The 19,665-nt window shown below is 68.1% G+C and carries 15 protein-coding genes; 10 read left to right on the top strand and 5 right to left on the bottom strand.

Annotation, left to right across the window (positions count from 1 at the left end; translation table 11 throughout):
- Positions 1-189 precede the first annotated feature (189 nt).
- From BLTE_RS09695 to BLTE_RS09680, 4 genes are all read left to right on the top strand, one after another.
- Positions 190-2,403, top strand: coding sequence for an RNA degradosome polyphosphate kinase (locus BLTE_RS09695; RefSeq protein WP_244600218.1), 2,214 nt, complete (start codon positions 190-192; stop codon positions 2,401-2,403).
- A 1-nt stretch (position 2,404) separates the two neighbouring features.
- Entirely contained in the window at positions 2,405-3,922 is a 1,518-nt protein-coding gene (ppx, locus tag BLTE_RS09690) for an exopolyphosphatase (protein ID WP_126399834.1), read from the top strand.
- Positions 3,923-4,032: 110 nt separating this feature from the next.
- Positions 4,033-4,269: a ribbon-helix-helix domain-containing protein gene (locus tag BLTE_RS09685; RefSeq protein ID WP_197723225.1), complete on the top strand. Its 237-nt coding sequence runs from the start codon at positions 4,033-4,035 to the stop codon at positions 4,267-4,269.
- Between the two features lie 7 nt (positions 4,270-4,276).
- On the top strand, positions 4,277-4,591 hold the full coding sequence (locus BLTE_RS09680) for a type II toxin-antitoxin system RelE/ParE family toxin (protein WP_126399828.1): 315 nt from the start codon (positions 4,277-4,279) through the stop codon (positions 4,589-4,591).
- A gap of 83 nt (positions 4,592-4,674) precedes the next feature.
- Here the strand turns inward: BLTE_RS09680 and BLTE_RS09675 are convergent, their stop codons facing one another.
- Positions 4,675-5,643 carry an IS110 family RNA-guided transposase gene (locus BLTE_RS09675; protein ID WP_126399672.1) on the bottom strand — a complete coding sequence of 323 codons (969 nt, stop codon included), beginning with the start codon at positions 5,641-5,643 and terminating at the stop codon, positions 4,675-4,677.
- Between the two features lie 280 nt (positions 5,644-5,923).
- Positions 5,924-8,014 carry a DNA topoisomerase IV subunit B gene (gene parE / locus BLTE_RS09670; protein WP_126399826.1) on the bottom strand — a complete coding sequence of 697 codons (2,091 nt, stop codon included), beginning with the start codon at positions 8,012-8,014 and terminating at the stop codon, positions 5,924-5,926.
- 120 nt (positions 8,015-8,134) lie between these two features.
- Here parE and speB point away from each other — a divergent pair, with 120 nt between their 5' ends.
- From speB to argC, 5 genes are all read left to right on the top strand, one after another.
- On the top strand, positions 8,135-9,088 hold the full coding sequence (gene speB / locus BLTE_RS09665; protein ID WP_126399823.1) for an agmatinase: 954 nt from the start codon (positions 8,135-8,137) through the stop codon (positions 9,086-9,088).
- Entirely contained in the window at positions 9,085-10,533 is a 1,449-nt protein-coding gene (locus BLTE_RS09660; RefSeq protein ID WP_126399820.1) for an AMP-binding protein, read from the top strand. The genes speB and BLTE_RS09660 overlap by 4 nt, the downstream gene beginning before the upstream one ends.
- Entirely contained in the window at positions 10,530-11,654 is a 1,125-nt protein-coding gene (locus BLTE_RS09655; protein ID WP_126399817.1) for a thiolase family protein, read from the top strand. The genes BLTE_RS09660 and BLTE_RS09655 overlap by 4 nt, the downstream gene beginning before the upstream one ends.
- Before the next feature lie 108 nt (positions 11,655-11,762).
- On the top strand, positions 11,763-12,890 hold the full coding sequence (locus tag BLTE_RS09650) for a Fic family protein (protein WP_126399814.1): 1,128 nt from the start codon (positions 11,763-11,765) through the stop codon (positions 12,888-12,890).
- Between the two features lie 218 nt (positions 12,891-13,108).
- Entirely contained in the window at positions 13,109-14,167 is a 1,059-nt protein-coding gene (gene argC, locus BLTE_RS09645; RefSeq protein WP_126399812.1) for an N-acetyl-gamma-glutamyl-phosphate reductase, read from the top strand.
- Positions 14,168-14,219: 52 nt separating this feature from the next.
- Here argC and ybaL read toward each other — a convergent pair whose 3' ends face one another.
- The 3 genes from ybaL to BLTE_RS09630 all read right to left on the bottom strand — a co-directional run bounded on the left by ybaL (position 14,220) and on the right by BLTE_RS09630 (position 18,747).
- Positions 14,220-15,950, bottom strand: coding sequence for a YbaL family putative K(+) efflux transporter (ybaL, locus tag BLTE_RS09640; RefSeq protein ID WP_126399809.1), 1,731 nt, complete (start codon positions 15,948-15,950; stop codon positions 14,220-14,222).
- A gap of 648 nt (positions 15,951-16,598) precedes the next feature.
- The gene (locus BLTE_RS09635; RefSeq protein WP_126399806.1) at positions 16,599-16,844 is read right to left on the bottom strand and encodes a hypothetical protein; all 246 of its coding nucleotides are present in this window, start codon (positions 16,842-16,844) and stop codon (positions 16,599-16,601) included.
- 103 nt (positions 16,845-16,947) lie between these two features.
- Entirely contained in the window at positions 16,948-18,747 is a 1,800-nt protein-coding gene (locus BLTE_RS09630) for a PHA/PHB synthase family protein (RefSeq protein WP_244600216.1), read from the bottom strand.
- Positions 18,748-19,394: 647 nt separating this feature from the next.
- Here BLTE_RS09630 and BLTE_RS09625 point away from each other — a divergent pair.
- Positions 19,395-19,664, top strand: coding sequence for a hypothetical protein (locus tag BLTE_RS09625; protein WP_126399803.1), 270 nt, complete (start codon positions 19,395-19,397; stop codon positions 19,662-19,664).
- The last annotated feature ends 1 nt before the right edge of the window (position 19,665 follow it).

Genomic DNA, 19,665 nt, shown 5'->3' with positions numbered 1-19,665 from the left:
GCCAAAGACGTTCGCGCTCGTGCCCCCGCCGAGTCTGTCGCCACGCCACCGCCGGCCAAGCCTGAATCCTTAAAGCCTGAATCCGCAAAGCCTGACTCCGTGAAGGCCGAGGCCGCCAAATCCGACACGGGCAAGCCTGACAAGGGCAAGCCGGACGGGGGCGCCAAGCCGGCCAGATCCAAGGCGGAAATGGCCAAGCCGGAACTGGCCAAGACGGAACTGGCCGAGCCGGACAGCGTCACTTTGGACAAGGCAGAGCCGGAGGCTGGCCCGGTTCTGGCCGACCAGCCCGAGCGTTTCATCAATCGCGAACTGTCCTGGCTCGATTTCAACAGCCGCGTTCTGGCCGAGAGCGAGAACGCCCACCACCCGCTGCTGGAGCGGCTGCGCTTCCTGTCGATCTCGGCCAACAATCTCGACGAGTTCTTCATGGTGCGCGTCGCCGGTCTCAAGGGCCAGGAACGCGCCGGCATCACCTCACGCAGCCCGGACGGCCTGACGCCGCACGAGCAGCTCGACCGCATCGCCGTCGAGGTGGCGCGCCTGTCCACCGAGCAACAGCGGTGCTGGCGCGAGCTGCGCCGGGAGCTTGAGCAGGTGGGCATCGTCCTGGTCGACGGCGAGACGATGACCAGGGCCGAGCGCATCTGGCTCGAAGAGTATTTCCTGCGCCACATCTTCCCCATTTTGACGCCGCTCGCCATCGATCCGGCGCACCCGTTCCCGTTCATTCCCAATCTCGGCTTCTCGCTGGCGCTGCAGCTCGTCGCCGCCGATGCGCGCGCGCTCACCGCGCTGATCCGCGCCCCCGTCAAGGTCGAGCGCTTCATCCGCATTCCCGACCAGGGCGAAGCCGGCGTGGTGCGCTTCATCTCGCTGGAGCAGGTGATGGGCCTGTTCATCGGCCGCCTGTTCCCCGGCTACACGGTGAAAGGGCAGGGCGCCTTCCGGGTGATCCGCGACAGCGATCTCGAAGTCGAGGAAGAGGCCGAGGATCTCGTCCGCCTGTTCGAGACCGCGCTTAAGCAGCGCCGCCGCGGTTCGGTGATCCGCCTGGAGATCGAGGCCTCGACGCCGCGGCCGTTGCGCAGCTTCATCCAGCGCGCGCTCGGCGTCGCCGACGATGAGACGTTCCTGGTCGATGGCATCCTCGCGCTCACCGACCTGTCGCAGATCGTCGCGCTCGACAAGCCGGCGCTGAAGTTCCCGCCGTTCAACGCGCGCTTTCCCGAACGGATCCGCGACCATGGCGGCGACTGCTTCGCCGCCATCCGCCAGAAGGATCTCATCGTCCACCACCCGTATGAATCCTTCGACGTCGTGGTGCAGTTCCTCAACCAGGCGGCGGCCGATCCCAATGTGGTGGCGATCAAGCAGACGCTCTACCGCACCTCGGCCAACAGCCCCATCGTCAAGGCGCTGGCGGAGGCGGCGGAGGCCGGAAAGTCGGTCACCGCGCTGGTGGAGCTCAAGGCGCGCTTCGACGAGGAGGCCAACATCCGCTGGGCGCGCGACCTCGAGCGCGCCGGCGTACAGGTGGTGTTCGGCTTCATCGAGCTGAAGACCCACGCCAAGCTGTCGATGGTGGTGCGCCGCGAGTCCGGTTCGCTGGTGTCCTACTGCCACGTCGGCACCGGCAACTATCATCCGATCACCGCGCGCATCTACACCGACCTGTCGTTCTTCACCGCCGACCCGATGATCGCGCGCGACGTGGCGCGCATCTTCAATTTCGTCACCGGCTATGCCGAGCCGCAGGAATTGGAGCGCATGTCGGTGTCGCCGGTGACGCTCAAGAAGAAGATCCTCGACCACATCGCTCAGGAAATGGCCCACGCCAAGGCCGGGCGGCCGGCGGGGATCTGGGGCAAGATGAACGCGCTGGTCGATCCCGAGGTGATCGACGCGCTCTATGCCGCAAGCTCGGCCGGCGTGCCGGTGGAGCTGAGCGTGCGCGGCATCTGCTGCCTGCGCCCCGGCGTGCCGGGCCTGTCGGAGAACATCCGCGTCAAGTCGATCATTGGCCGCTTCCTGGAGCACAGCCGCATCTACTGCTTCGGCAACGGCCACGGCCTGCCGCACCCCAAGGCGGCGGTCTACATCTCGTCGGCCGACCTGATGCCGCGCAATCTCGACCGGCGCGTCGAGGCGCTGTGCCCGATTCTCAACCCGACCGTGCACGAGCAGGTGCTCGATCAGATCATGGTCGCCAACCTTATGGACAACGAACAGAGCTGGCGGGTCTTGCCGGATGGCGGGTCCGAACGCATCATCCGCCCGGCGGACGAGGAGCCGTTCAATGCCCATCGCTACTTCATGACCAACCCGAGTCTGTCCGGCCGTGGAAAGTCCCTCGAAGCAACCGCTCCCCGAACCCTCACCCGGCGAATCGCCCGAAGCTGACGTGCGTGCCATCCAGGAAGTCGCCTGCGGCCGGCTGTCGCTCGGTCCGCCGGTCGCGGTCATCGACATCGGCTCCAACTCGGTTCGCCTCGTGGTCTATGAGGCGGTCTCGCGCTCGCCGACGCCGATGTTCAACGAGAAGGCGCTGTGCGGCCTCGGCCGCAATGTGGCCACCACCGGCCGGCTCGATCTCGATGCCGTCGAGAAGGCGCTGGCGGCGCTGAAGCGCTTCCGCGCGCTGTGCGACCTGCTGCAGGTCGAGCATCTCTACGTGCTCGCCACGGCGGCGGCGCGCGATGCCGCCAACGGCCAGGAGTTTATCGCGCGCGCCCGTGAGATCTGCCGCGCCGACATCGAGGTGCTGTCCGGCAAGCGCGAGGCCAAGCTCGCCGCGCTCGGCGTCATCGCCGGCACATTCCGGCCGAGCGGCGTGGTCGGCGATCTCGGCGGCGGCTCGCTGGAGCTTGCCGACATCCACGGCCACAAGATCGGCCCCGGCGTCACCCTGCCGCTCGGCGGTCTGGCGCTGCAGGACGTTTCGGCCAAGTCGCTGAAGAAGGCCGACCGCATTGTGCGCGACGCCTTCGCCGGCATCACCCAGCTTGAGGAATTGCCGGGCCGCACCTTCTATGCGGTCGGCGGCACTTGGCGCTCACTGGCGAAGCTGCACATGTCGCAGCGCGGCTATCCGCTGCGCGTGATGCACGGCTACACCCTGCCGGTGCGGGAGGCGCTGGAATTCTGCCGCCTCGTGCAGCGCGTCGACGCCTCGACGCTGTCGAAGATCGAGGTGGTGTCGGATGCCCGCCGCGCGCTGCTCGCCTATGGCGCGCTGGTGCTGGAGCACATCATCCGCATCGGCAAGCCGGCGGAGATCACGGTCTCGGCGCTCGGCGTGCGCGAGGGCCTCCTGTTCTCGCTGCTGCCCGAGAGCGAGCAGCATCGCGACCCGCTGCTGGTGGCAGCCGCGGACCTCAACGCGCTGCGCTCGCGCTCGCCGCGCCACGGCCATGAGCTGGTCGAATGGTCGGACCGCTTCATGGCCTCCACCGGCATCGACGAGACGCCGGAGGAGATGCGCGTGCGGCGCGCCGCCTGCCTGCTCGCCGATATCGGCTGGCGCGCCCACCCCGATTATCGCGGCGAGCAGTCGCTCAACATCATCGCGCACGCCGCCTTCGTCGGGCTCGACCATTCGGCGCGGGCGTTCATGGCGCTGGCGGTGTATTTCCGCCATGCCGGCCTGTCGGAGGATGCGCTGTCGCCGGCGCTGCGCGAGCTCGCGTCGCCCGGCATGCTCGATCATGCGCGCATCCTCGGCGCCACCATGCGGGTGGGCTATCTCGTCTCCGCCGCCATGCCGGGCATCCTGCCGCGCGCGCCGCTGGAGGTGGTGCAGGGCAAGCTGGTGCTGCGGCTCGAAGGCGACCTCGCCGACCTCGCCGGCGAGCGGCTGATGGGCCGGTTGCGCACCCTGGCCAAGCTGATCGGCCGCGAGCCGGTGATCGCCGCGGTGTGAGCGACGGCGCGGCGCACGCCTGAAAGTGCGTCGCTTGTCTCGTATTCATTTTTGCTTATCTTGAATACGAGGATATGCAAAGAGGTGCCGCAATGTCCCGAACCATGACCATGACGGTCCGGCTCAGCGGAGCGCTCAGCGATTTCGTCGCCGCCAATGTCGGCGAGACCGGGGCTTACGAAAACGTCAGCGAGTACATTCGGGACCTCATCCGCCGCGACAAGGAGCGGGTGGAAAAGGAGGCGTTCGACCGGCTGAAGGCGGAATTGACGCGGGCCTTTGCCGCGCCCGAGTCGTCGTACCAGCCGCTGACGGCGGCCGAAATCATCGCGCGCAACAAAGCGTAGCGCCGCGATGGCCGTGGTCCGCATCCAGGAGGCCGCATCCCACCGCCTCGATGATATCTACCGTTACACGCGCGACCGGTGGGGCACCGAGCAGGCGGATCGTTACATCACCGGCCTGTTCGAGGCGTTCGCCAGGATCGAGACGCGCGAGGTGCTGTCACGTCCGGTTCCGGCCGAGTTCGGGGTCGAGGGCTACGTCTTCCGCTATGAAAGCCACTTCGTCTATTGGCGAAAGCTCAGCAATGGCGACATCGGCATTGTGACAATCCTGCACGAGCGCATGCACCAGATCGACCGCTTCCGCGAAGACTTCGGGCTATGACGCCGCGCATCGGCGCAATTTTGCCGAGCATCGATCATCCTTCGTCGGGCCTCGTCGTCCCGGGCGAGCAACGCGAGCAACTGTCATGCGGTTTTGGGGTCTCGCCAGGGTTTGTTGTCTCGAATCATGGCGTTGAGGATGGTCAGGAGCTTTCTGGCGATGGCGATGAGGGCGACCTTGGCGGGTTTTCCGCGGGCTTTGAGGTCGGCGTAGAGCTGTTTGGCCCACGGGTTCCAGTGGATGGCGGCGAAGGCGGCGAGATAGCAGGCGCGCTTGAGCGCGCGGCGTCCGGCCTCGATATGGGCCGGCCGCCGCGCTTTGCCGCTGTCGTTGCGATAGGGTGCGCAGCCGCCGATGGCACCGGCTTGGCGGGGGCTGAACTGGCCGAGTTCGGGAGCTTCTGCGAGCAGGACGCGGGCCGTCTTGTTGGCGATCCCCGGCACCGAGGTGATGATCTTGGCCTTGGCGTCCATCGCCGGATCGGCGGCGATCAACGCCTCGATGGCCTGTTCGGCCGCGGCGACGGTCTCGCGCAGGGCGGCGATTTCGGCATCGAGCCGGGCGGTGATGGCCGCCAGGGTGGGGTGGGCCTTGCGGTTCTCGAGGCGGCGGATGTCGGCCTCGGCGCGGGTGATTTCGCGCACCCAGGCGGTCAGGTCGCTCTGCGCTTGCGAGGGCTCCGGGAACGGCCGGCAGGGGTGATGCAGCATGAAGGCGCGGATGATGCGGGCGTCGAGCGGATCGCTCTTGGCGCGCTGGCCGCAGGCCTTGGCGAACTGGCGGCAGCGCCAGCTGTCGACCTGCAGCACGGTGAGGCCGGCCTCGCGCAGCACCGCGACCGCCAGGCGTTCATAGCCGCCGGTCGGCTCCAGGCCGGCGGTGGTGAGCCCGGCCTTCACCAGGCGCCTGGCCAAGCGCTGGAGAGCCGCGGGGGTGTTATCGACGCGCTCGACCTTGGTGTCGTCGAAGGCGATGTCGAGCCAGTCCTTGGAGACATCGATGCCCACAAGGTGGGTGGCAAACGGCGTCGGGTGTGGCAGCATGGCAAGCATCCCAGGCTTGGAAGCGGGGTCAAAAGCCCCGTGCAACTGTTCGGGTTGGCTTGGGACGGACGGCCGCTTCTGCTCGCGACGGCCTCGAAGGCTCACCCGGGATACGGCGTGCCGCCCGCACCGGCTCGGGGTGGCCACCCCGAGCCGGTGCACCCATCAAAGCACAGTTCGCCGTTCCAACCCGGGATCGTCATCCGGAGAAGGCACCTCTTCCTGATGACGGCCCCGGCTCCTCGCTGCGCTCGGTCCGGGGCGACAGGAGACTGCCGGGAAAATTCCGTCAAATATCCAGCAGTTCCTCGTCGGCGAAACGGGCGCGCTCGGAGATGAAGGCGAAGCGCGCTTCCGGCTTGTTGCCCATCAGTTCCTCGATGGTGGCGGCGGTCTCGGCCCGGCGCGCGTCCTCCACCGTCACCCGCAGCAGGGTGCGCCGGCGCGGGTCCATGGTGGTCTCCTTGAGCTGAGACGCCATCATCTCACCCAGGCCCTTGAAGCGGCTGATCTCGACCTTCGAGCCTGCCCTGAATTCGCTTTTCAGCAGCCGGTCCTTGTGGGCCTCATCGCGGGCATAGACGATCTTGCCGCCGTGCGAGAGCCGGAACAGCGGCGGCACCGCCAGGAACAGATGGCCCTGCTCGATCAGTTGCGGCATCTGGCGGAAGAAGAAGGTGATCAGCAGCGAGGCGATGTGGGCGCCGTCGACATCGGCGTCGGTCATCACGATCACCCGCTCGTAGCGCAGGTCCTGCTCGCGATAGGCGGCACCGGTGCCGCAGCCCAGCGCCTGGATGAGGTCGGCGATCTGCTGGTTCTGGGCGAGCTTGTCACGGCCGGCGGAGGCGACGTTGAGGATCTTGCCGCGCAACGGCAGCACGGCCTGGGTCTGGCGGTCGCGCGCCTGCTTGGCCGAGCCGCCGGCCGAGTCGCCCTCGACGATGAAAAGCTCGGAGCCCGCCGCCTGGGCGTTGGAGCAGTCGGCGAGCTTGCCGGGCAGGCGCAGCTTGCGCACGGCGGTCTTGCGCGCGACGTCCTTCTCCTGGCGGCGGCGCAGCCGCTCCTCGGCGCGCTCCACCACCCAGTCGAGCAGCTTTGAGGCCTGGTTCGGGTTGCCGGCGAGCCAGTGGTCGAAGGCATCGCGCACCGCGCTCTCGACCAGCCGCGAGGCCTCGGTGGTGGCCAGCTTGTCCTTGGTCTGGCCCTGGAATTCCGGCTCGCGGATGAACACGCTGAGCATGGCGGCGCAGCCGGCGGTGACGTCCTCCGCCGTGATGGCGCTGGCGCGCTTGGCCTGGTTCATGCGCTCGGCATGGTCCTTGAGGCCGCGCGTCAGCGCCGAGCGCAGTCCGGACTCATGCGTGCCGCCATCCGGCGTCGGGATGGTGTTGCAGTAGGAGGAGACGAAGCCGTCATCGTCGGCGATCCACGCCACCGCCCATTCCACCGCGCCGCTGGTGCCGCCAGTCTTGGTCTTGCCGGCGAAAATCTCGGGGTGGACCAGCGTCTTGCCCTCGATGGCGGCGGCGAGGAAGTCCTTCAGCCCGCCGGGGAAGTGGAACGTGTCCTTCTCGGGCACGCCCTCGACGCCCTCCAGCAGTGCCGGGTCGCACGACCAGCGGATCTCGACGCCGCCGAAGAGGTACGCCTTCGAGCGCGCCATCTTGAACACGCGCTGCGGCTTGAACGCCACGCTCTTGCCGAAGATCAGAGGGTCCGGCTTGAAGCGCACGCGGGTGCCGCGCCGGTTGACCACCCGGCCGACCTCCTCCAGCGGGCCCTGCGGTACGCCGCGGCTGTAGATCTGGCGGTAGAGCATCTGGCCGCGCGCCACCTCGATTTCGAGATGCTCGGACAGCGCATTGACCACCGACACGCCGACGCCGTGCAGGCCGCCCGAGGTCTCGTACACCTTGGAGTCGAACTTGCCGCCGGCATGCAGCGTGCAGAGAATCACCTCCAGCGCCGACTTGCCGGGGAATTTCGGGTGGTCCTCGACCGGGATGCCGCGGCCATTGTCGGTGACGGTCAGGTAGCCGTCGGCGCCAAGCTCCACCTCGATGAAGCTGGCATGGCCGGCCACCGCCTCGTCCATGGCGTTGTCGATCACCTCGGCGAACAGGTGGTGCAGCGCCTTCTCGTCGGTGCCGCCGATATACATGCCGGGCCGGCGGCGCACCGGCTCCAGCCCCTCCAGCACCTCGATGTGCTGGGCGCCATAGCCGGCCTCGGCCGAGGCGGCGGCCCGCGCCGCCGAGCGCGCGCTGGCGGCCTTATCCGTCGTCTTTTCGGCAGACTTCATATCGGCAGACTTGGCCTTCGCCTGCTCGGCAGCGCCGAACAGGTCACTCGCCTGTCCGCTCTTGGCTTTGCTCATCAATCCTGTCCGGTTCGGTCGCGATTCGTTCAGGTTGGATGATGCCAGATTGGGGCGGGAGAGGGGACGGCGCGCCGGCACGAGGCTGACGCGCGCCCACCGACCGGCTAGAGTTGCGCCATGAGCCCCGCCCGCCGTCCCACCGACAACGCCGTCTTCGGCCCGCTGACCGGCGGCTCGCCCGAGCCGACCTATGGCGGCGTGCTGTCCTTCATGCGCCGCCGCTACAGCCGCCAGATCCAGGGCGTTGACGTAGTGGTGTGGGGCGTACCGTTCGATGCCGCCACTTCCAACCGGCCGGGCGCGCGTTTCGGACCGCAGGCGATCCGCCGTGCCTCGGCGATCTTCGACGGCGACCCGCAATATCCGTTCGGCCTCGACCCCTATGAGCGGCTGACCGTGGTCGATTGGGGCGATTGCGCGCTCGATTACGGCCGTCCGGCAGCCGCCACCGAGGAGATCGCCGCCCAGGCCGGCGAGATTCTCGCCTCCGGCGCTCAGCTCGTCACGCTCGGCGGCGACCATTCGATCACGCTCGGCCTGTTGCGCGCCCACGCCACCCGGCACGGACCGCTGGCGCTGGTGCAGTTCGACGCACACCAGGATACCTGGCACGCCAAGGACGCCGCCCGCATCGACCATGGCAGCGTCACCGCTCGCGCGGTTGCCGAGGGGCTGGTCGATCCTGCCCGCTCGATCCAGATCGGCGTGCGCACCGTGGCGCCGGCCACCTGCGACCTCGACATCATCGACGCCTACACCTTCGCCGAGATCGGCGTGAAGGGCACGATCGAGCGCATCCGTCAGCGGGTCGGCGGCGGGCCGGCCTATCTGTCCTTCGACATCGACGCGCTCGACCCCGCCTTCGCGCCCGGCACCGGCACGCCGGTGGCCGGCGGCCTCACCAGCCGCGAGGCGCTGACGGTGCTGCGGGCGCTCGGGCCGATCGACTGGCGCGGCATGGACGTGGTGGAGGTGTCGCCCCCCTACGACCACGCCGACATCACCGCCATCGCCGCCTCGGCCATCGCCATGCACTATATCGGGCTGCTTGCGGAGCGGCGCCGCGCATGAGCCTCACTGCGCCGCTGGTGGTGCACGGGCGGCTGCGGCCCGGCGAAACCGCGCTGGTCTTCGGCGATGACCGCCTCAAATGGGCCGATCTGGACAGGGCGGTGACGCGCCTTGAAGCACTCATCACCTCCCGGGTGCCGGCCGGGCAGGGCGTGGCGCTCAGCCTGCCCAATTCGCCGGCGCTGGTGCTGCTGGTGCTCGCCGCCTGCCGCGCCGGCCGCGAGGCGCAGGTTTTCGACCCCGGCTGGCCGGAGGCGACGGCGCGCCGTGTCACCGAGCGGCTGAAGCCGGCCTGGACCGTCGCCGGCCTCGATCTGGACATCCCGTTCGCGCAAGTATCCGACGCGCTGGGCGCACCGGCCGATCCGCCTCCGCTGGCCGAGCCGTCGCCGGACCTGCCATTCTATGTCGGCTTCACCTCGGGCTCGACCGGGATTCCCAAGGGGTTTCGCCGCAGCCAGGCGTCCTGGATCGCCAGCATCGCGGGTGAGGCCGAGGTGTTCGGGCTCGACCATACCGGCACCGTGCTGGCGCCGGGCGCGCTGGTGCACTCGCTGTTTCTCTATGCCGTGGTGCGCGGGCTCCATGCCGGCGCCAAGGTGGTGTTCGGGCCGCGCTTCTCGGCCCGCGCCGCGCTTGCCGCGATCGAGCGCGAGGACGTGCGCGTCCTCTATGCCGTACCGACCCAGCTTCTGATGCTGATCGAGGCCGCCGAGCGCGCCGGGCAGGGGCCGATCAAGCGGGTGACGCGGGTGCTGTCCTCCGGCGCCAAATGGCCGCCGTCCGAGACGGCGCGCCTCAAGCGGCTGTTTCCGAACGCCGCGTTTGCCGAGTTCTATGGCGCGTCCGAACTGAGCTTCGTCGCCTATGCCGATGAGAGCGCGCCGGCCGATTCAGTCGGCCGGCCGTTTCCCGGCGTCGAGGTGACGATCCGCGATGCCTCCGGCCGCCGCCTGCCGGTGGGGCGCACCGGGCGGGTGTACGTGCGGAGCGCTCTATGCTTCCTGGAATATGCCACCGGCGAGGAGCCGGCGCTGAGGCGGGAAGGGGAGGCCCTATCGGTCGGCGACATGGGGTTTTTCGATGCCGGGGGCTTCCTGCACCTCGTCGGCCGCGCCGACCGCATGATCATTTCCTCGGGCCGCAACATCCATCCGGAGGAGATCGAGGCGGTGCTGCGCCGCCATCCGGATATCGCCGAAGCGGCAGTGCTGGGCGTCGCTGATGCCAAGCGCGGCACCCGCCTGCAGGCGATCATCAAGCCGGCCGGCCAGCCGCCGACAGCGGCCGAACTGATGGCGTTCGCCCGCGCCCATTTGCCGGCGTCGAAGGTTCCCCGCCACGTCGCGGTCCTGGCCGAGTGGCCGCACACCGCCTCCGGCAAGACCGATTTCGCCGGCGTGGCGCGGGCGTGGCAGGCCGGCGCCTGCGCGGCGCTGGCATGAGCGCCGTCATCGTCGCCGCCCGCCGCACCGCGGTCGCCCCGCGCGGCGGCGCGTTCGCGCAAATCGAGCCGCACGACCTCGCGCGCCGGGTGATCGCCGCCGTGCTGGCCGATGCCGGGCTGGCGCCGGACGCGGTCGAAGACGTCATCCTCGGCAACGCCCTCTATGGCGGCGGCAATCCGGCGCGCCGCGCCGCACTCGCCGCCGGCATCCCCGAGACCGTGCCGGCGCTGACGCTCGACAGCCAATGCTGCGCCGGGCTCGACGCCATCCTGCTGGCCGCCGAGCGCGTCGAAGCGGGCGCGGCGGACGTGATCGTCGCGGGGGGCGTCGAGAGCTTCAGCCGGGCGCCGATCCGCCAGCACCGGCCGCGCGGGCCGGGCGAGGTGCCGGTGGCCTATGACCGACCGCCCTTCACGCCCTGGCCCGAGCGCGACCCCGACATGATCCCGGCCGCGGCAGCGCTTGCGGCCGAACTCGGCTTCCCGCGCGCGGCGCAGGAGGCGTTCGCGGTCGAGAGCCACCGCAAGGCGCTTGCCGGCTCGGCGGCCGGCGAGATCGTGGCGGTGGCGGATCTTGGGCGCGACGCCTTCACCCGCGCGCTGACGCCGGCCGCTGCCGCCCGGCTGAAGCCGCTGGCGGGCGAGGGCGCCCATGCCGTCACAGTGGCCACAGTCGCGGTCGAGGCCGATGCGGCGGCCGCGGTGCTGGTGGCGAGCGAATGCCGGCTCGGCGCGTTCAGGCTTCCGGGCCGGCCGCTGCGTATTTTGGCCGGGGCGCGGTGCGGCGGCGACCCGGTCCGGCCCGGCCTCGCGCCGATCGCGGCCGCCCGCGCCGCGCTGGAGCGCGCGGGTCGTAGGGTGGGCGACCTCGCCACGGCCGAGATCATGGAGGCGTTCGCGGTGCAGGCGATGGCCTGCATCGACGGCATCGGGCTCGATGCGGGGATCGTCAACCGCTCCGGCGGCGCGCTGGCCCGCGGCCACCCGATCGGCGCCTCCGGTGCGATTCTCGCGGTAAGGCTATGGCACGAGCTGCAGCGCGAGCGCCCCGGCGCCACCGGCCTTGCCGCCATCGCCGCGGCCGGCGGCCTCGGCAGCGCGCTGGTGGCGGACGTGTAGGCGGGGCCGTGCGGAGAATGGACGGCCTATTCTCCGCATAAAATGCGGAGAATAGCGTTGTGCGAGCGGTGAAGACCGAGCACAATCGCCGCAACGGGTGCGGAGAATATGCCTTATATCCACGAACTGCCCGGCTGGCCGATGTTCCGCTGGGACCAGACGGCAGTGGCAGACACACTTGCCGCCGTACGCTTCCGCCAGGGCAGGCTGATCGGCCAAATGGAGGAACTCGGCTTTTCCCTGCGCAGTGAAGCCATGCTGCGTACGCTCACCGAGGATGTTCTCAAATCCAGTGAGATTGAGGGCGAAATCCTCGACCGCAATCAGGTTCGCTCATCTGTCGCCCGTCGTCTGGGCCTGGACGTTGGCGGGCTCGTGCCGACGGATCGCGACGTGGAGGGGGTTGTCGAGATGACCCTCGACGCAACCCAGAACTACCGCCACGCGCTGACCAGCGAACGGCTGTTCGGTTGGCACGCAGCGCTGTTCCCGACTGGGCGCAGCGGCATGCGCAGGATCGCGGTCGGCATGTGGCGCGATGACAGATCGGGACCGATGCAGGTGGTTTCGGGGCCGTTGGGGCGCGAGCGCGTACACTTTGAGGCGCCGAAGGCAACGCGCATCGCAATGGAGATGGCAGGCTTTCTGGCCTGGTTCAACCGCGAGCCAGGCACGGATCCCGTTCCTGTCGATCCCGTCCTCAAGGCCGGCATCGCACACCTTTGGTTCGTGACCATCCATCCGTTCGAAGATGGCAACGGACGTATCGCGCGCGCCATCGCGGACATGCAGCTTGCGCGCTCCGAGCACAGCTCGCAACGCTTCTACAGCATGTCGGCGCAGATTCGCCGGGAGCGCAGGACGTACTACGATAATCTTGAAGCAGCACAGAAAGGTGACATTGACATCACCGTATGGCTGACATGGTTTCTGGCTTGCCTGTCACGTGCCTTCGACAGCACTGAAACCATTCTTGCGCACGTTCTGGCGAAAGCGCGGTTTTGGGAGATGCATGCAGACCGAACCTTCAACGATCGGCAGCGAGACATGCTGAACCGTCTGCTCGACGGGTTCGACGGAAAGCTCACATCCTCCAAATGGGCCGTCATCGAAAAATGCTCGGCCGACACGGCTCTGCGGGACATCAATGATCTGGTGGAACGGGGGATCCTGGCCCGGGATCCAGGGGGAGGGCGAAGCACAAGCTACTCGCTGGTCGACGTGGATTTTGGCTGATCAAGCGGGAGTGTCGTTTTCCGGGTGCCGAAAGCTCAGTCTCGAACCGGGATAGTCGGCGAGCCTGCGTCCAAGGTCACGCCGTGGATCTCCTGAAACGTGATCTCCTGAAATTGGATGAGGCAGGCCGCTTTTGATCTGGCCGGCCGAACGTGCCGCAAAAGCCAGCCTTGACAGCGTTCGGCGTTCGGCCGATGTGCGCGGCAAGGAGAAAGCCCATGGTGAAGAAGGCCAGGATCGGCATTCTTGGCGCGTCCGGCTACACCGGCGCCGAGCTGGTGCGGCTCGGCCTGCGCCATCCCCATTTCGAACTCGCCGTGCTGACCGCCGACCGCAAGGCCGGGCAGGCGATGGCCGACGTGTTCCCGCAGTTCGCGCCGTTCGATCTGCCCAAGCTGGTGGCGATTGAGGGGCTCGACTGGCGGTCGCTGGCGCTCGATCTGGTGTTCTGCGCGCTGCCGCACGGCACCACCCAGCTGGTGCTGAAGGAGCTGCTGGACACCGCGCCGGCCACCCGCGTGGTGGATCTGTCGGCCGACTTCCGGCTCGACGACCCCGCCGCCTACGAGACGTGGTACGGCCACCCGCATCAGGCGTTGTCGCTGCAGAGCGAGGCGGTCTATGGTCTCGTCGAGATCTACCGCAAGGAGATCAAGGGCGCGCGGCTGGTCGCCAATCCCGGCTGCTACACCACCACCTGCGAGCTGCCGCTGATCCCGCTGCTCAAGCGCAAGGCGATCGAGCCCGACGAGATCATCATCGACGCCAAGTCCGGCATGACCGGCGCCGGCCGCTCGGCCAAGGAGGCGATGCTGTTCTCGGAGGTCTCCGAGGGCTTCAACGCCTATGGCATCGCCCGCCACCGCCACATGGCCGAGCTCGACCAGGAATTCTCCAAGGCTGCCGGCCAGGACGTGATCGCCACCTTCACGCCCCACCTCGTGCCGATGAATCGCGGCATCCTCGCCACCATCTATGTGCGGCTGCGCAAGGACCGCACGGCGCGCGACCTGCGCTCGATCCTCGCCGAGGCCTATGACAGGGAGCCGTTCGTCCACGTGCTGCCCTATGGCGACATGCCGCAGACGCGCCATGTGCGCGGCTCTAACATGGCGATGATCGGCGTCGCCGAGGACCGTCGGGAAGGCGCCGCCATCATCGTCTCGGTGCTGGACAATCTGGTGAAGGGCGCTTCCGGTCAGGCGATCCAGAACGCCAATCTGATGCTGGGCTTCCCCGAGACCGCCGGGCTGGAGCAGATCGCACTGTTTCCCTGACACGGTTTCCGGCTTGATCAGCCGGAAACCGAAGGAATGGAGCAGGCCGCGTTCACCCCGCCGGCTGGCCGGCGGGCGCACCCTGTTGCCGGGCGTTGAACGTGTCGATCATGCCGCGGGCGATCTCCCGCTCGCCCATGATCACCACGTCGGCGCCGAGCCCGATCATATGCTCGACCTCGTCGTCGCGGTGGGCGCGGGCGATGATCTGCACCGTCGGATTGGCGGCACGCGCCTGCCGGATCACCTGTCCGGCCTCGAACGCTTCCGGGATGGCGATGATCACGAACTTCGCCTGATCGAAGTTCGCCGCCTTCAGCACCTCGGGCTGGGCGGCATTGCCGGCGATCGTGTCGATGTTCGCCTGCTGCAGCTTGGCGATCAGGTCGTCCGAGGCCTCGATCACCAGGAACGGCTGGTGGTCCTTGGCCAGCGCATCGCCGATCAGCCGGCCGACCCGGCCATAGCCGACCAGGATGGTGTGGCCGGTGAGCGTGGTGGCGTCGGTGCGCGGCTTGGGCGGCGCGGCCGGCTCGCCCGGCGCAGCGGGGGCTTCGTCCTCCCGCTTGAGGAGGCGCTGGTTCAGCCGGTCGATGACGGCGAAGATCAGCGGGTTGAGCAGGATCGACAGGATGGCGCCGGCCAGGATCAGGCCGAGGCCCTCGACCGGCAGCAGCTTCAGCTTGACCCCGAGCTCGGCGAGGATGAACGAGAATTCGCCGATCTGGGCGAGGCTGGCGGAGATGGTCAGCGCGGTGGCGGTGGGATGGCCGAAGGCGCGCACGATGACAAAGGCCGCCGCCGACTTGCCGACGATGATGATCAACAGCGTCGCCAGCATCGGCCAGGGCTCGCGAATGATGCTGAGCGGGTCGAACAGCATGCCGACCGACACGAAGAAAAGCACCGCGAAGGCGTCGCGCAGCGGCAGGGTCTCCTGGGCGGCGCGCTGGCTGAGCGGCGATTCGCTCAGGATCATGCCGGCGAAGAACGCCCCCAGCGCCAGCGACACGCCGAACAGCTTGGCCGCGCCGAACGCCACGCACAGCGCGATCGCCAGCACCGCCAGCCGGAACAGCTCGCGCGAGCCGGTGTGGGCGATGTAATGCAGCAGCCAGGGGATGACGCGCCGCCCCACCACCAGCATGACGCCGACGAACAGGCCGACCTTGACGACGGTGAGCGCCAGCACGCCGCCAAGCCCGAGGCCGAAGCGGGCCGCGAGCGGATCGGAGGCCAGCTGCTCGGTGCTGCCGCCGAGCAGCGGCGCGACGGCCGGCAGCAGCACCAGCGCCAGCACCATCGCCAGATCCTCGACGATCAGCCAGCCGACCGCGATGCGCCCGCGCTCGGTCTCCATCAGGTGGCGTTCCTGGATCGCCCGCAGCAGCACCACCGTGGAGGCCACGGACAGCGCAAGCCCGAACACCAGTCCGCCGCCCACCGTCCAGCCCAAGCCGAGCGCGAGCGCGAGCCCGAACACCGTCGCAACCGCGATCTGCACGATGGCACCGGGCAGCGCGATGGCCCGCACCGACAGAAGGTCTCTGAGCGAGAAATGCAGGCCGACGCCGAACATCAGCAGGATGACGCCGATCTCGGCCAGTTCCGTCGCCAGCTTCTGGTCGGCGACATAGCCCGGCGTGAACGGCCCGACCGCGACGCCGGCAAGGAGATATCCGACCAGTGGCGGCACCTTGAACCTCTGCACCACCGCGCCGAACAGGAAGGCCAGCCCAAGGCCGGCGACAATGGTGGCGATCAGCGGGGTGTCGTGCGGCATCCTCGTCCTGTCTTGCTCGTACTGTCGTGCTCGTCCTGTCCTGGGGGGGGCAAGGTTCGCAGCCCGGACGGCTCGGCCCCGATTTCGCATGGGCCTCATGTCCAGGGCGCAAACCTCATCTGCCGGCCGGCGTCGCCGCCCGGGTGCCCCCGGTCATATCGCCCGTAGCGTCAAGTCAGGGCAAGCCCGAAATGCCGGATGGATGAGGTCCCTTCCGGCCGATCGGGCCGTTCGCCGCATCGGCGTGGCAGGCCTTCAGCGGCGCTCACGGCCGTGGAACGCGCGCAACATGATGATGCGGTCACCCTCCAAGCGGTATTGGAGGATGTAGCTGGCGTTCAACACCCGCAGCACGATCTCGCGAAGGTCGGGACGGCCCGCAAGCAGCCGCCCTAGTGGTCCGACCCTGACATTTGCATCCGCAAATGTCAGGATAAGTCGGCCCACAAACTATTGATTCTGTGGATGAAATCCGACTTGTGGGTGCCAAGCGTCGGATTTCATCCACTTGCGCGGGATGGTCGACCAGGACGGACGTCTCGGCAAGAATGGCGTGGGCGATTTGTCCAGCAAGCTCAGGATAATGCTCGTGAAGAAAGGCCGCGAACCGGTCGAGATCGGCAAGCGCATCCGCCGACCAGACGAGCTTCACCGCTCCGACCACGGTTTGAAGGCGGGCGTGCCCCAGGTCGCGAGCCAAGCCGAGACGTCATCATGGGCGACGACCGGACCTGCCGCAGCAGCACAGGCGCGGCGATCCAGTTCAGCGATGTCGTCATCTCCTGCGTCCGCCGGGCCGGAGGCCCAGCGCATCATCAGACGCGCAATCTCGTCCTGCTCTCCCGCCGGGAGCCGCCGCACCGCTTCCAAGGCCTGATCAAGCAGCTTCGTCATCGAAAAACGCTAACATGGAACGCCGGATCGCGGAAGAATGGCGAACACGAGACCGAAACCTGCATGATGATGCGAACTCTCGCCCCGCAATCCGGCGCTCCTCTCAATCCTTCATCTTCACATAGCTGCCCGGTGCGTCCTCGATCGGCGGATATCTGCCGGTGCCGGGGATGCGGGCGGGCACGGGGGTGCTGCCCTGCTTGCGGATCCACTCCAACCAGTACGGCCACCACGAGCCCGGGTGCTCGGTGGCGTGCTTCAGCCAGGTGTCGTAGCTGCCGGCCGGCTTGGGCCCGGTCCAGAACTGGTATTTCTGCTTGGCCGGCGGGTTGACCACACCGGCGATGTGGCCGGAGCCGGCCAGCACGAAATCGACCTTGCCGCCGAAATAGCGCGATCCCAGGAACGCCGAGCGGGCCGGCGCGATGTGATCCTCGCGCGTGGCAAGGTTGAAGATCGGGATGGTGACGTCCTTCAGGTTCAGCACATGGCCGAACATCACCATCTTGCCCTTGGTCAGGGTGTTGTTGAGGTAACAGTTGCGCAGATAGAAGGAGTGGTTGGCGGCCGGCATGCGCGTGGAATCGGAATTCCAGTACAGCAGGTCGAACGGGAAGGGCGCCTTGCCCTTGAGATAATTGTTGACGACGTAGGGCCAGATCAGATCGTTCGACCGCAGCAGGTTGAACGCCATGGCCATCTTGTTGCCCGAGAGGTAGCCCTGCTCGGCCATCTTACGCTCGATGGCGGAAACCTGATCGTCGTCGACAAAGATCTTCAGGTCGCCGGCATGGGTGAAGTCGACCTGGGTGGTGAACAGCGTCGCGCTCTTGATCCGCCGGTCGCCCAGATGCGCCATGTGCGCCAGCGTCACCGACAGCAGCGTGCCGCCGACGCAATAGCCGATGGCGTGCACCCCGTCCTCGCCGGTCACCTCGCCGATGATGTCGAGCGCGGTCAGCGGCCCCTCGGTCACATAGTCGTCGAACCCCTTCTGGGCGAGGCGGGAATCCGGATTGACCCAGGAGATCGTGAACACCGTGAGCCCGTTCTCGACGCACCAGCGGATGAAGGACTTCTCCGGGTTGAGGTCGAGCACGTAGTATTTGTTGATCCAGGGCGGCACGATCATGATCGGTGTCTTCAGCACCGTCTCGGTGACCGGCGAGTATTGGATCAGCTGCATCAGCTCGTTCTGGAAGATCACCTTGCCCGGCGTGTTGGCGAGGTTCTTGCCGACCTCGAAACGCGACGGGTCGGACTGGCGGATCTTCAGCGAGCCGCGGCCGGCCTCGATGTCCTCGGCCAGCATCTTCATGCCGCGCACGAGATTTTCACCGCTGGATGCCAGCGTCTCGCGCAGCACTTCGGGATTGGTCAGCACGAAGTTGGAGGGCGAGATCGCCGCCGCGAGCTGGCGCATGTAGAAGTCCGCCTTCTGGCGGGTGCGGTCGTCGATGTCCTTGGCGTCCTTGACCAGCGCCTCGGCCCAGCCGGCGGTGATCAGATAGGCCTGCTTGAGGAAGTCGAAGAACTGGTTCGAGGACCATTCGGGGTCCTTGAAGCGCAGGTCGCGCGGGTCGGGCGTCACGGCCGGTTCGGCCGGTTCGCCGGCCAGCCGCTTCAGCGAGGAGCGCCACAGATCCATGTAGCCGGTGATCAGCCGGGTCTGGGCCTCCACCGTGCGCTGCGGATCCGCCATCCAGTACTCGGCGAGGTGGCCGAGCGTCTTGATCATGTCGGCCGTCTCTTCGGTCAATTCGGCGGCGACCTGGCCCTTCTCGCGCGGCTTGAGGTAGGAGGCCATCACATGGCCGCTCTCCTCGACCAGCCGGCCGAGATTGCGGGCGAATTCCTCAGGATCGAAGCCGCCGATCCGCCCGTCGATCCCCTCCGGCAGCAGCGGATGGGCCGAGCCCGCCTTGGCGGGTTCGGGCCTCGAGGATTCGGTCTTTGCGGGCTCAGTCCTTGCGGGCTCGGGTTTGGCGATCCGGGGCTCCGCCGTCTTGAGCCTTGCCGGTGCCGGCGCCTCGGCCGCCGGCGGCACGGCTTTCGCCGCCCGGGTCTTGCCCGCTCCGGCCTTGCTCGCTCCGGTCTTCCCGGGCTTTGACCTGCCCGAATCGGTCTTGCCCGAATCGGTCCCGGTCGTCGCCGCGGCCGGCGTGACGCCCCCGCCCGTGTTGGGTGCCTTCGCCGTCTTCGTCGCCTTCGCCGGTTTGGCCTGTCCGGCCGGCTCGCTCTGTCCGGCCGGCTTGGCCCGCTTGGCCGATTTGGCCCGCCCGCTTGACTTACCCCGCCCGCTTGACTTGGCGGGCTCGCTGGGCTTCGCAGCCTCGTTGGGCTTCGCGGCCTTGGCCTTCGGCGGGGGTGGCGCGCTGGTGCTCTCGACCGGATTCATCGGCGCATCGCCGAACCGGACCGGGTCGATCTTGGTGGTTTCGTCCATGGTCGTTTCCCTGTGCCGGCCGTAATTGAGATCTCGGCCGTCGTCTCGCTTCCGCCATGATAACCGGCCAGGGCTTTGCCGCCGAGAGGATCGGGGACACAATCGTGACGATTGGGATGGACCGCCGTCGATTGCTTGCCGCTGTGGCGATAACCGGGCTGGCGCTCGGCGGTTGCGCCAGCTCCGACCTGTTCCATGACGTGCCGGACGAAAAGACGCCGCAGCCGGCCTATCCCAATGTCGGCGAGCTTCCGCCCGACCGGCCGCGGCCGCCGCTGACCGCCGAGGAGCAGGCGCGTACCGAGGCCGAACTGAAGGGGCTCGCGGCAACACGCCGCAAGGCGGTCGAGCGTTCGCTCGAGTCGGACCAGTGAC

The organism is Blastochloris tepida (assembly GCF_003966715.1).
Lineage (GTDB): Bacteria > Pseudomonadota > Alphaproteobacteria > Rhizobiales > Xanthobacteraceae > Blastochloris > Blastochloris tepida.
Note: the sequence above shows the minus strand (reverse complement) of the source record. Positions and strands in the feature narration are given on the sequence as shown.